Genomic DNA, 12,749 nt, shown 5'->3' on the forward strand with positions numbered 1-12,749 from the left:
GGAAATTCGTTCCGTCCGGCGGAAAAATATTTCATCCCTTCACTAAAAACGGGCCGCACCGCGGCCCGTTCCGTACCTGCGCATACGCCTTCCGGCGATGCCTATTTATAACCGGTTTTGTAAAGTCTCAATCATCGTTTCAAGCGTCTTCAGGCGCGCGTACCGTTTGCAGTTTGATTCTACCGCCACCCACGGCGCGAAATCCGTGTTCGTATAGCGGAACATATCATCCGCCGCCTGCGTATACGCTTCCCATTTGTCGCGGTTGCGCCAATCCTCCTCCGTGATTTTCCACCGTTTTTCGGGCGTGTTCTGCCTGTCCTCGAACCGCCGCAGCTGTTCGTCCTTGTCGATGGCCAGCCAGAATTTGAAAATAACCGCGCCCCACCTTGCCAGCATGGATTCAAATTCGTTGATCTCGTTGTATGCCTGGCTCACCCTTGCCGCAGGCGTCAGCCCCTCCACGCGCTCCACCAGCACACGCCCATACCATGTGCGGTCAAAGATCGCAAAGTGCCCGGTGCGGGGCAGCGCACGCCAAAACCGCCATAGGTATTGGCGGTGCAGTTCGTCCGGCAAGGGAGCGGCAATGGGCGTGACCGCATACCCGCGTGCGTCAAGGGCCTCGGCCACGCGCTTTATGTTGCCGCCTTTGCCCGCCGCGTCGTTGCCCTCATAGGCCACAACCACGGGAATTTTTTTGAGATACAGTTTGTTTTGCAGCTTAAAAAGCTTGTCCTGGTATTCCTTGAGGCGCTCGCGGTATTCCTCTTCTCCCACGCTTTTTTTCAGGTCAAGCTCCCCGATGGTTTTGTGGGGAAGCAGCCTGAAGCGCGGGTCGATTCTTGGCGTAAAGGCCCCATCCGATATTTCCTTCCGCTTCTTGGCGAGCGCTTTTTCGAGGTTTTCCACAATGGAGGAAAAAACCGCGGCCCGCACATACCGCTTGTCCGTAGCGGCAACCGTGCGCCACGGAGCGTGCGGCGTATCCGTCGCGCAGATCAGCGAGTCGTAGAAATCCGTGATCTCGCCGTGGCGTTTCAGGTTTTTAAAATCATTTTCGGTCACCCGCCATGCCGTGCTCTTTTCCCGCGCCAAAGCCTCGAGGCGTTTTTTCTGTTCTTTTTTATCGATATACAGGAAATACTTAAGGACCAGGTAGCCGTCGTCCGCCAGCTGGCGCTCGAATATGTTTACCTCCCGGAGGCGCTTCTTCAGTTCTTTTTCCGAATCCAGCCCCATAGACAGGGCGCTGTACCATGCGCGGTCAAAGATTGCCATACGGCCCCGGGAAGGGATCTTCTCCACAAAACGCGCGAGCCACGGAAGGCGCAGCTCGGAAGGCTCCGGGGGACGCGTATTGTATACGGTAAAGCCCCGTGCGTCGAAGTTGAGGATCAGGGAATTCGTAACCGCACCCTTGCCTGCGGCGGAAAGCCCTTCAAAAAGGATGATTACGGGGATATTCTCGCGGATGGCCTCCTGCTGGAGCCATGCCAGCCGGGGCTTTAACGCCTCCGCCAGCGGCGCATATTCGTCCTTTGGCATATTCGCACGTAAATCCAGTTCCTTTAACATAGCGGTCTCCTTTTTCCTATCCCCGGATGGCAGGGGCCATAATATATCCCTGCGCCTGCCTGCCGTGATCGTAAAATGTTCCCGAGAGCTTCCATACGGGCAGGTTTTGTCCGGCGGCGGACATGCCCCAGTCGTAAACCAGTTCGGCCCGGTCCAAAACAGCCTTTTGCGGGTGGGAGGTAACCGTACCAAATTCAACGGCCACATAACAGCGGTGTGTTTTCATGATTTCCGCGAGCGCCTCTCCCGGCGGCATCAGCTCCGCTTCGCGGTAGGGCGCGTATTGGTACAGGCCGGAATAGACCTCATAAATTCCGTCGTCATCGAACAGTATATCGATCCCGCCCCATAACGCGGGATCGTTTTCCGGTGCGCGGAAGACGGCCTGCTTTCCATTCACGCGCTCCGTACCGTCAAAATCCACGCCGAACGTATCGTTTATGTCCGCAGGGCCGAAGGCCTCCTGCCAGAACCCGTGCTCCTGCAGGAATTTCGCGGCGTCGGCGGCGAGCGCTTCGTCCGGCTCGTCGGGCGGGAAGCCGTCCGGGTCGCGCAGGTGAAGCATCCAGCCCCCGTCCGGAAAAACAGTCAGGGATTCTCCGCCCTCAGCCTCGAGGATCAGATGCCCGCCGTCCTCCCGGGGCTGTCCCGCGATAGACAGCTTTTCGGCCAGCCCGGCCATTATGCCTTCCTGCGATACGGCGCGCACGTAGGTCATCGCCGTCCTGGGAACTTCTTCCTGTCCCGTGAATTGAGCCTCTTCCGGCACCATGAGGGTGTAAGAAAACCCATATTTGAATTCACGCCCGTTTTCCGCCGCCGTAAAGCCGAGCGCGACGGCGGGCAAGAGGGCAAGCACCGCGGCGCAGGCGATCTTTTCACGCAGGAGGGCTTCCTTTTTTCCCGCAAGCATGGAAACGAGTGCGAAAAGGGAATAGCCGATCGCGCCGCCGAAGGCGTTCAGCAGGATATCGTCGATATCGAAGGCCCGTCCGCCCGGCAGTACCGCCTGCAACAGTTCGATCAGCAGCGTAGCGCCGAGGAAAATGAGCACAGCCTTATACAGCCTGTCTAATTTGGGAAATACCCACGGCAGGAATACGCCCATAGGCACGAACATCAGGATATTGAGGAAAAGGAGCTGTAGGGCCACCTCCGACGTGCTGAGGAGGGCGTCGGCAATACTCGAAAAGGGAACGAGGTTCGCGCCGCCCGCCGCGTCAAAGCCGCTTGGCACAAGCGTCATCATACCCACGCAAATAAGGTAGGTCAAAAAAAGGTACCGCAGCACATGTATGCCCGCGCCGGCAGGGAAACGCCTGCGCGTAAAAAGCCATATCACGGCATAAACGGGCGCGGCTGCCAGCAGGCCGAAAAGTCCGGTCCAAAACATCGTATGGATATTGCTTCCCATATCTCCAAAATACATGATTCACCTCATACCGGTTTGATGGAAACAGGATCGCATACTCTTGTAAATTTTTTGTATCATAAGAACCGGGTGAAACAGGAAATAGCGAGATACCTGCTCCGGCGTTATTTCAGCATTTCGCGGACGATGGCCGCAATGTGGATCTGCGCCGTATCGAGCGCAGGCACCGAAAGATCGCCCGGGCGGAGCATCAGCGGAAGCTCCGTACATCCCAGCACAACCGCGTCGGCGTGTGAATTGCGGATTAATTCCTCCGCAAATTCAATCATGTCTTCCTTATCTTCCGGGTCCACGATACCGTCCGCCAGCCGCGGGAAGATCATGCTGTGCACAAATTCCCGGCCCTCCCAGTCGGGGATCAGCGCCTCGATCCCGTACCGCGGGAAGATTTCCGTGTAAAGCCCGCTGGTCATGGTGAATTTTGTACCCAATATGATGACCCGCGCGCAGCCCGCGTCGGCGGCAAAGCGGCAGGTGGCTTCCACAATGCTCACGAGGGGCAGGGGAGACTTTTCCTCCAGCTCACGGAACACGATGTGCGGCGTATTCGCCGCAATAGCTGCAAATTCCGCGCCCGCATTTTTTAAGTTGCGCACGGCGGCAAGCAGCATGGAAACAAGTGGACTCCAGCTTTCCAGCTTCACAAACGCAAGCATTTCCGCCATGTTCACGCTTTCGAGCGTAAGGGAAGGATAGCTGCCATCGTTTTTCGCGGCGCGGTATCCGTCTATGATCCCGCTGTAATAATCGAGCGTGGACGCGGGCCCCATCCCGCCAATGATGCCTGCTTTTCTCATAAGGTTCCTCCGATGCGTTTGTCCTGATTCCAGTGTACCGCCTGCACGCTGCCCCGTCAACGCAAAAAACCGGGGAGCAGCCCCGGTTTTTTGCGCTTCAAACAGCCGCATGTCCTTCCGGCCGGCTTGCTTAAAAGCTCTCGAACTGTGCTGCTCCCTTGGTCATAAGGTTGCGGTACAGCACGACGTCCAAAACGACAGCAAGCGCAAGCGCCGCAAGCATCACCGCGTGGCCGAAGAACAGCGCGAGGACCGCCGGAACGATGGTGAGGAGCATCCCCACCAGCATAGTGACGAGTGTGGGCTTGCTTTGCTTAATCACCGTCACCTCGTTCGTCCAATCAAAATTCGGGCTGTTCAGGTTCGCCTTCAGCCCGAAAAGGGCAGTGAAGTAGCTGTACGCAAGCGGGACCGCATACATCAGTACGATGAACAGCGGATCGGGCTTAAGCGCGATATTGAACAGCGTCCCGCAGATAAGGACCGTAGGGATATAAAGCGTCATCGCCACGTTGAGCTTTGCTTTCAGCACAAGGCGCGTATCCACGGGAAGCGAACGCACGATCCAGAGGTTTTTCCCTTCGAGGGAAACGGACGCCGCCGTGGTGCAGCCGATGGCGATAAAGAATGCGATCCCCATGGGCGCGGCCGCCGAAAGCAGCTGCCCAAACTGCGGGATATCGGAATAGACCCCAAAGCCGTCTACCCCCGAAACGAGGAGGATAATGGCGGCAACGACAAGCAGCAGCGGACCGACCGCCGTATTCAACACATACTGGGAAGAGGAAAAATACCGTTTCATTTCCCGGCGGTAAAGCGCCTTTTTCGGCGTTGCCTCCTTAAGCTCCGTCATCTTGTAGTTTGCCGCCGCGCGGGTTGTGGTGATGGAGGTGTTGAGCCGTTTGAACAGCTTTGAGACCACCGCCGTAAATACCGCGAACGCCCCAAAGGAGATCGCGAGGAACAGTACGAGGGCAAGGACGTCGAAGCCGCCCACCGCGTTGCCGTAAAGCGCGGTCATAGGATAGACGCCCGTAAGGACATTGTTGACCATTCCGCCCACGTCCGCAAAATTCACCATGATGTCGCCGGAATTGGTCCAGAACCCGAGCCAGACGACCATGAACGCCATAAACGCCGCCACCGTCAGGATCACGTTCATGCCGTTTTTGCGCTTGAAGCGGGAAGCGGCCATGGCAATCAGCGTACCAATCACCGTCGCGATGATAAGCGGCAGCATGGGGATGGCAAACAGCGTCACGATAAAAATGGGGTAGAACGCCGCCGCGGGCTGCGCGACGATCGCGTAGGCCACCCCGGCAGGCGCCATTACGCCGAGGACAAACAGGATGTTCAAAAAGTACAGGATCAAAACGCGGCTTGCAATCAGCGTGCTCGTTTTAATGGGAAGCGCCATCTGCAAATCATAATCGCGGAAGCCGAACAGCGTGCCGTTCACCTTATAGATCGTGGTGAACAAAACCATGACGGATGCGGCCATCATCATGATATTCAGCACAATATATTCGGCGTGCAGGGATTTCAGGCTGTCCATCATCCCCATGCTCATGCCGAATACGGCAAAAATAATGATGATATAGCATACCGTGAGGAGCACCGTCATACCCGTCGACTTCGAATGCTTTTCATGCGTATACCTGGCCTTGTTGAAGCCAAACGAGGTGCGCATATATGTTTTCAGTAATAAACCAAGGTTATTCATCGATCAACTCCAAAAATACGTCTTCCAGACTCTCGTCGCCCTTAACGTCCTCGAGGCTCCCTGCGCGCAGCAGCTTGCCGTTTTTGATGATGGCAATTTTGTTGCACAGCTTTTCCGCAACCTCCAGTACATGTGTGGAAAAGAAAATCGCGCTTCCGTTCGCGCACATCTCGTGCATCAGCTGCTTGACGATGTGCGCCGCTTTCGGGTCAAGACCCACGAACGGCTCGTCCAAAACAAGCAGCTTCGGCTTATGGATCAGCGCGGAGATCAGGGCCAGCTTCTGCTTCATACCGTGCGAATACGAAGAGATGAGGTCGCCGAGGTTCGCGGTGATCTCGAAGAGGTCCGCATACTGCTTGATGGAAGCCTCGCGCTCCGCCTTCGGGATGACGAAAATGTCGCCGATGAAATTGAGGTACTGGATGCCCGTCATGCTGTCGTATAGGTCCGGATTATCCGGGATATACGCGGTGATCCGCTTGCATTCAATGGGCTTCTCTCTGATGGACATGCCGTCTATCTCGATTTCGCCGCTGTCAAAATCCATAATGCCTACCACGGCCTTGATCGTCGTGGTCTTGCCCGCGCCGTTATGCCCGATGAAGCCGTAGATGTCCCCGTCTTCCACGGTAAGCGACAGGTCGTCGACCGCCTTTGTACCGCCTTTGTAGCTTTTGGTGAAATGTTTGATTTTGAGCATGTTTGTTTTCCTCCGACAAAATTCCCCGGGCGCGCCCTCTTTCCGCCTCCCGGTTATGGTCACATCATAACACATGGTCATATGACCGTCAATAAGTCTCAGCTGATTTAATTAATTTTTAATAATTATCCGGCCTCCCGGCAGCAAAAACGGCCCTGCCGAAGGGCCGCGGGCTATGCTCCCAGCAAATGCTCGACCAGAATTTTTGCCCCGATAGCCACGAGGACCAGCCCGCCAATAATCATGGCCTTTTTTTCAAATGCGCTGCCCAGGCGTTTTCCCGCCACCGCGCCCACAAAGCTCAGAAGGAAGGTGGTAACGCCGATGACCGCCGCGCCCACGGCAATGCTGGCCTTCACCATGGCAAGGCTTACGCCTACGGCAAGCGCATCTATGCTTGTGGCGACCGCCATAAAAAACAATGCTTTGTGGGTAAGCATATCGTCCCGCCGTCCGCACGCATTTTTTTCTTCCTTGCCGCGCACAGCGTCCCCCACCATCTTGATGCCGATGACGGCCAAAAGCCCGAACGCAATCCAGTGGTCAAACGCGCTGATATAGTCGATGACCGAGGTGCCGAGCAGCCAGCCGAGGGTGGGCATCAGCGCCTGGAATCCACCGAAATAAAGGCCGATCTTCACCGCTTCGCGCTTTTTGAGGTCGGGCACGCAAATACCCGTGGACACGGAAACGGCGAGTGCGTCCATCGAAAGACTCACGCCAAGCAGGATAAAGGATAAAATGTCCAATGCTACGTTCTCCTAAAAATTGAATGGACTTCATTATAATATGAAAGCCCCGCTTTTACAATACATACGCGCCGTTTCCATAGCTGCGGGCGGAACCACATAAAAATGCGGCGGGAGAAATTCCCGCCGCGCGCGTGCCTCTTACATCGACGCCCGATAAAGGGCGACGGCGTCCTCCGGTGTGACGGGCACGGGGCATACGCCCATATTGCCGCCCATTGCCTCAAACGCATCCGCCGCCATCACGGGGAGCATCTCCTCCGTTACGCCGAAGGAGGAAAGCGAAACGTCCTGTCCGAACTGCGCGAGGAACCGTTTCATGGTTTTTGCGCAGCCGCTGGCAAGGGCCACCTCGTCCAGCAAAGGATCGGCTCCCATAATAACGGCGGCCCTGGCGAATTTTTTGGGGTTGCTCTTCCATGTATAATCCGTCACCGCCGCCGCGATGGAACAAAGGGCGAGGCCGTGCGGAGTATTATAATGCCCGCTGATGCTGTGGCCCATACCGTGAATGATGTGCGTGCCCGAAATACTGATGGCCGGCCCGGCGATCGTATTCGCGAAGGACATCGCGCTGCGCGCCTCGATATCCTGCGGGTCGTCGAGGCACTTTTTCAAATTCTCCGCAACGAGCTCCATCGAACGCACGGCAAAGATATCCGTGAAATCGTTCGCAATGGTGGAAACGTACGCCTCATAGGCATGGAAAAATACGTCGATACCCGTATTGGCGGTAACGTTTTTCGGCATAGAGAGGGTAAGCTCCGGGTCCACGATGGCAACGGTGGGGTACATCACAGGCGACCAGCCGAAGCCCGGCTTTTTGCCCGTTTCCGGATCGGTCACCACCGCCCACGGTGTGGCTTCGCTGCCCGTGCCCGCCGTGGTCGTAATGGCGATCATGGGCAGCGTTTTGATTTCGTCCGCCTTTTTCCGGGCATATTTTCCATCCAGCACGTAATCGCGCACGCTGCCGCCTGAAGCGCACACCATGGCGATGATCTTCGCCGAATCGAGGGAACTGCCCCCGCCCACGCCGATCACCAGGTCGCAGCTGTTTTCGCGCGCAAATTCCACGCCCGCGTCCACCACTGGAATCAGGGGATTTTCGTTGATTTCCGCATATACGAAGGACTCCACGCCCTGCCCGCCGAGCAATGCCCGTATTTTATCCAGCAGTGCCGTTTTTTCCGGCCGCACGCCCTTCCCGGCAATAATCGCCGCCCGCCTGCCGAGCGGTTTCGCATATTTCCCGACCGTATCCACACAGCCCGCGCCAAACACGATCTTTTCCGGTATATCCGCAACAAAGCTTTTCATATCGATCCCTCCCAAAGGTTCATTTATTCCCAGTATAGCACAGCCCCGCCTTTTTGGCAGAAAAAATTCCCGGCGGCAAAAGAGGCGGCCTTTGCCGCCTCCGAAAAATGTTCTGCGCTCCCTTGCGGAAAAACCGTCAGGCAAAGATCACTTCCGCTGCCTCACCCACGGCCTCTGCCGCCTCCCGCGGCGCGCCGCCGTCCGTTATCAGCACGTCGATATCGCGCCACTCGGCATATTGCACTACCGCATTGGTCACAAATTTGCTGCTGTCCGCCAGTACGATCTTCTTCCTGCTGTTTTTCAGCACGTCCTGCTTCATCTGCGCGTCGGGAAAGGTCTTGACACTGGGGCCGCTGTGCGACTGGAAGCCGCTTGTCCCAAGCAGCGCCACATCGAATTTAATGGTGCTCACCGCATTGGTCGCCCAAAAGCCGCTGGTCGCCATCGTCACATCGGAAAACACGCCGCCCACAAAGTGGAGGTCGAGTCCCTTGCCCGTGAGCGCGTTCAAAGCGGCAAGGGAATTGGTCACGAGGGCAACGTCCATGCCGCTGTGCAGAAGCTTTGCAACCTCAAGCGCCGTGCTGCCCGAATCGATGAACACCACGCCGCCGTCCGAAAGGAAATCCAGCGCGCGCAAAGCGATCGCCGCCTTCTGGCCCGCGTTTTCCATGGACCGGCCGGAGACCGGGCGCTCGCGGTATTCGCTTACTGCCACCGCGCCGCCGAAGCTCTTTTTAACCGCGCCGCGGTCGTTGAGGTAGATCAGGTCCTTGCGGATCGTTTCGGAGGATACGCCGAAAAATTCGGCGATTTCACCGATACGTACGCTCCCACTGCTGCGCACCATCTCCGTCAGCTGTTTGCGCCGTTCCGCGGCGAGCAGGTTTTTCTTCATTATAGTATTCCCTCCTTTTAGTGCGCGCCCATCTTTTCGCGCACAATGCCCGCGGCCTTTGCCGGGTCGGAAGCGCCGGTGATACCCTCGCCGATGATAATAACGTCCGGGGCCATGGACGTATAGCTCTCGATGTTTTCGGGATTGATACCGCCTGCGAGCGCAAGCTTCGCATGCCGCACAAAGCCCCTCATCTCACGCATAAAAGCGGCAAAATCCCTGCCGCTGCCCTGCGTGTCTTTGGCCGTGTGCAGGCAGATATAGTCCGCGCCCATCGCGTCCAATTCGCCGATGCGCCGGGGAAGGTCGGGGTGCGCGATCGTATCCACCATGATCTCGCCGCCGTGTTTTGCCGCGGCCTCGACCGCTCCCTTAAGGGTCGCGTCCTCTGCGGCGGCCAGCGCAGTCACGATGTCCGCGCCCGCTTCAAAGGCGGCGTTTGCCTCGTAAAAGCCGCCGTCCATGATCTTGAGGTCGGCAAGGATCTTGAGATGGGGGTAACGCGGGCGGAGCTCGCGTACGGTTGAAAGTCCCTTCTCAATAATCAGAGGCGTGCCCACCTCGATAAAATCCATATATCCGGAGATGCGGTCCACGCAATCGCAGATCGTCCGTGTATTGCAGCCACAGTCGAATGCCACCTGAAGTTTCATAGCCTATTACCGCCCTTTTGATTATTGAACTGCCATATTGTTATTATAAGCGGAAAGCATGTTGGAGTCAATTGGAAATAATATGGAATAAAATTGGATTAATTGCGATTGATTGTGAAATTGACTGTGGAAAAAGGAAAGGATTCCTTTCGTATTTTATGGTATACTGGGGGTATCCAAAGGCACAACGGAAAGAGGTGCGAAAAGGTGACGAGAGCAAAGCGCGTCCTGCGCGTAATTGGCATTATCCTTGCGGTGGTTGCAGTCCTGTTCGTAATCCTGCTTGTTTTCCTGACTGTGGCGGAGTACCGTCCCCAACCGGTGGAAGAGGTTGCGGTCACGGGGACGTCCGGTGCGCCCATAGACGGGCATGTGCGCGTGCTCACCTTCAATATTGGTTACGCGGGCCTTGGAAAAGACCAGGACTTCTTCATGGACGGAGGCGGCATGGTGCGCCCGGACAGCAAGGCCGATGTGGAAAAAAACCTGAGCGGCATCGGAAGCACGCTGGCCGGACACCCGGCGGACGTGGTGTTCATTCAGGAAGCGGACGTCGGTTCGCACCGCTCGTATTACCTTGACGAGGCCGGATACCTCGCGGACCTTACGGGGAAAAACGCCGCCTTTGCATATAATTACAAGGCCGCATTTGTTCCATACCCCATTCCCATGATCGGGAAGGTGGAAGGCGGCCTTTTGACGCTTACGGACTACGGGGTGGAAAGCGCTTCGCGCGTGGCGCTGCCCGTACCCTTCAAGTGGCCAGTCAGCACCTGTAACCTGAAACGCTGCCTGCTGGTGTGCCGTGTGCCGTACGGGGGACATGAACTCGTGCTTGTAAACCTCCATCTCGAAGCTTACGACGGCGGGGAAGGAAAGACCGCGCAGACGAATATGCTGATGGATTTCCTGACCGAAGAATATGAAAAGGGGAACTATGTGATCGCGGGCGGGGATTTCAACCAGACCTTCCCGGATATCGGGGGCTATCCCGTGGTCGATGCGGAAAACTGGATGCCCGGGGTCCTCAGCGCGGACATGCTGCCAGGGGGCTGGCAGTTCGCGGTGGATGCCTCTTCGCCCACATGCCGGCTGCTTTCCGGCCCGTATACCGGGAACCGGGAGCAAACGCAGCTCTATGTGATCGATGGTTTCATCCTGTCGCCTAATGTGGCTTTAAACTCGGTACACACCCTTGATCTCGACTTTGAATATGCAGACCATAACCCGGTCATGCTGGATGTGGAGTTACAATAAAATTATGGATCAAAACGATATGGTTCCGTCCGGGAAAATGCCGGACCCTGTAGATCAAAAGAACGAACCGGCCGCGCCGGAGGCCGGGAAAGGCCCGGTGACGCTCGACGAAATGGAACAGATGCTCGACGAGCTTGCGGAGGAGCTGCCGGAGGCGTTTTTCTACGGGCTGAACGGGGGCGTCGTGCTTCTTTCGCAGACAGAGCGGCATCCGCGCGGGCAGGGCGGGCTTTATACGCTCGGCTGTTATTTCTCCGGCGGTGAAATGGGCCGTTATATCGCGATTTATTACGGCTCGTTTTTGCGTGTCTTCCCGGGCGCGTCGCGGGAAAAGATCCGCAGGGAGCTGCGTAAGACCCTGCGGCATGAGTTCCGGCATCATGTGGAATCCCTGTGCGGGGAAAACGGCCTCGAGGTCGAGGACGAAGTGTTTTTACAGAATTACCTGCGTTCGCGGGGCGGAAAATAAAGGCGGTTATTGCGGAGGACGGGGTTTGCCTATGAAAAAATTAGCTGTATTGTTTCTTGCGTCGGTCTTGGTTTTGAGCGCGTGCTCGGGCGGGCCGCTTTCTTCGGGAAGCCCGGGCCCAGTGCAGTCGGCGGCTGAGGCAACGGCGAGCCCCGCTCCCGCGCCCACAGGCCCGCCGCCGGACATAGGGGAACTGGTGGCAGGATTTTCTTTTGAATATCCTCCGCTGGCCGCGCTTTATCCGCAGGACGGAGAACGGGGCTATGAAACCGTCGTTAACAATCCGGATATAACGGGCGGGCTCATAACGGCTTACGAGGCATGGGCTGAAGCGGTGTCCGCACATTGCGCCCGGCAGTTTAAGGCCTATTATGAAGACTGTACGTGGAGCGTGGGCAGCGAAATGCAGGCTCCCGGCTGGCAGGTGCTTGCGGCAGCGGCGCTTGCCTGTGAAACGCCCAGGGAACTTATTGCCCGGTTCCAAACGCTTGTCACGCCCTCTGTCAGCGTGGCCGCGGATGGGGAAGGACACACGGATTTTGAATTTGCGTTGCTCCCGAAAACTCCGCAGGAGGCGTTTCCCCTGTCAGATATCAAAGGAGATCCGATCCCTGCGGAGCTTTTCACGAGCACTTATCTGCTGACCATTTACGACGAGACGGGGGAGCTGCGGGAAGACAGCGGAGCGTTTGCAGGGCTTTCAGAGCGGCTCGCCTTCCCGTTTGCCGAGCGGTACGGCTTCAGCGACTGTTGGTACGACGACCGGGACGGCGGCGCGCGGCGGCATACGGGAACGGACATCCTGTGCCCCGAGGGCACGCCCGAGCTTGCTTGTGTAGACGGCGCAATCCTTGCCGTGGGCGGCGGGGAAGGGACCGGGAACTATGTGGTGCTTGAAGGTGCGGACGGTACGCAGTACCATTATTATCATATGGTGGAGGTATCGCAGCTCGTGCAGCCCGGGAATACGGTGAAACGCGGGGACCCGGTGGGCCTCGCGGGAAATACGGGCAACAGCACGGCAAATCACCTGCACATTGCCATCATTGCGCCGGACGGCGTATATGTGAATCCATATCCCTATCTGCTTGACGCGGAGGACGCTCCGCGTCAGGCCACGGCCCGGTAGCTCACTGGAGCATCCATATCTATAATTGACTTTGAGCC

At 57.0% G+C, this 12,749-nt stretch carries 12 protein-coding genes; 3 read left to right on the top strand and 9 right to left on the bottom strand.

Annotation, left to right across the window (positions count from 1 at the left end; translation table 11 throughout):
- Positions 1–105 precede the first annotated feature (105 nt).
- From pap to hxlA, 9 genes are all read right to left on the bottom strand, one after another.
- Positions 106–1,578 (bottom strand): polyphosphate:AMP phosphotransferase, encoded by a 1,473-nt coding sequence (gene pap, locus B1H56_RS12220; RefSeq protein WP_066520946.1) that lies wholly within the window; start codon positions 1,576–1,578, stop codon positions 106–108.
- Positions 1,579–1,594: 16 nt separating this feature from the next.
- Positions 1,595–3,007 (bottom strand): VanZ family protein, encoded by a 1,413-nt coding sequence (locus B1H56_RS12225; protein ID WP_066520948.1) that lies wholly within the window; start codon positions 3,005–3,007, stop codon positions 1,595–1,597.
- A 107-nt stretch (positions 3,008–3,114) separates the two neighbouring features.
- Entirely contained in the window at positions 3,115–3,807 is a 693-nt protein-coding gene (locus B1H56_RS12230; RefSeq protein WP_066521225.1) for an aspartate/glutamate racemase family protein, read from the bottom strand.
- A 130-nt stretch (positions 3,808–3,937) separates the two neighbouring features.
- The gene (locus B1H56_RS12235; protein ID WP_066520950.1) at positions 3,938–5,530 is read right to left on the bottom strand and encodes a putative ABC transporter permease subunit; all 1,593 of its coding nucleotides are present in this window, start codon (positions 5,528–5,530) and stop codon (positions 3,938–3,940) included.
- Positions 5,523–6,233: an ABC transporter ATP-binding protein gene (locus tag B1H56_RS12240; protein WP_066520952.1), complete on the bottom strand. Its 711-nt coding sequence runs from the start codon at positions 6,231–6,233 to the stop codon at positions 5,523–5,525. Before B1H56_RS12240 ends, B1H56_RS12235 begins: the two co-directional genes overlap by 8 nt.
- Before the next feature lie 173 nt (positions 6,234–6,406).
- Positions 6,407–6,982 carry a manganese efflux pump MntP gene (locus tag B1H56_RS12245; protein ID WP_242862015.1) on the bottom strand — a complete coding sequence of 192 codons (576 nt, stop codon included), beginning with the start codon at positions 6,980–6,982 and terminating at the stop codon, positions 6,407–6,409.
- 141 nt (positions 6,983–7,123) lie between these two features.
- Entirely contained in the window at positions 7,124–8,302 is a 1,179-nt protein-coding gene (locus B1H56_RS12250) for an iron-containing alcohol dehydrogenase (protein ID WP_147554701.1), read from the bottom strand.
- Positions 8,303–8,438: 136 nt separating this feature from the next.
- Complete coding sequence (locus B1H56_RS12255; RefSeq protein ID WP_066520953.1) at positions 8,439–9,203, bottom strand: DeoR/GlpR family DNA-binding transcription regulator; 765 nt, start codon at positions 9,201–9,203, stop codon at positions 8,439–8,441.
- 17 nt (positions 9,204–9,220) lie between these two features.
- Positions 9,221–9,856, bottom strand: a complete 636-nt coding sequence (gene hxlA, locus B1H56_RS12260; protein ID WP_066520956.1) for a 3-hexulose-6-phosphate synthase — start codon at positions 9,854–9,856, stop codon at positions 9,221–9,223.
- Positions 9,857–10,063: 207 nt separating this feature from the next.
- On the opposite strand from hxlA, the gene B1H56_RS12265 reads away from it, so the two are divergent.
- From B1H56_RS12265 to B1H56_RS12275, 3 genes are read left to right on the top strand one after another with little or no spacing between them, the layout of a single operon-like run.
- Positions 10,064–11,113, top strand: coding sequence for an endonuclease/exonuclease/phosphatase family protein (locus B1H56_RS12265; RefSeq protein WP_066521234.1), 1,050 nt, complete (start codon positions 10,064–10,066; stop codon positions 11,111–11,113).
- 4 nt (positions 11,114–11,117) lie between these two features.
- Complete coding sequence (locus tag B1H56_RS12270) at positions 11,118–11,582, top strand: metallopeptidase family protein (RefSeq protein WP_162939006.1); 465 nt, start codon at positions 11,118–11,120, stop codon at positions 11,580–11,582.
- A 31-nt stretch (positions 11,583–11,613) separates the two neighbouring features.
- Entirely contained in the window at positions 11,614–12,711 is a 1,098-nt protein-coding gene (locus tag B1H56_RS12275; RefSeq protein ID WP_066520959.1) for a M23 family metallopeptidase, read from the top strand.
- Positions 12,712–12,749 lie beyond the last annotated feature (38 nt).

The sequence above is a fragment of the Christensenella minuta genome (assembly GCF_003628755.1).
Classification (GTDB): Bacteria; Bacillota; Clostridia; order Christensenellales; family Christensenellaceae; genus Christensenella; species Christensenella minuta.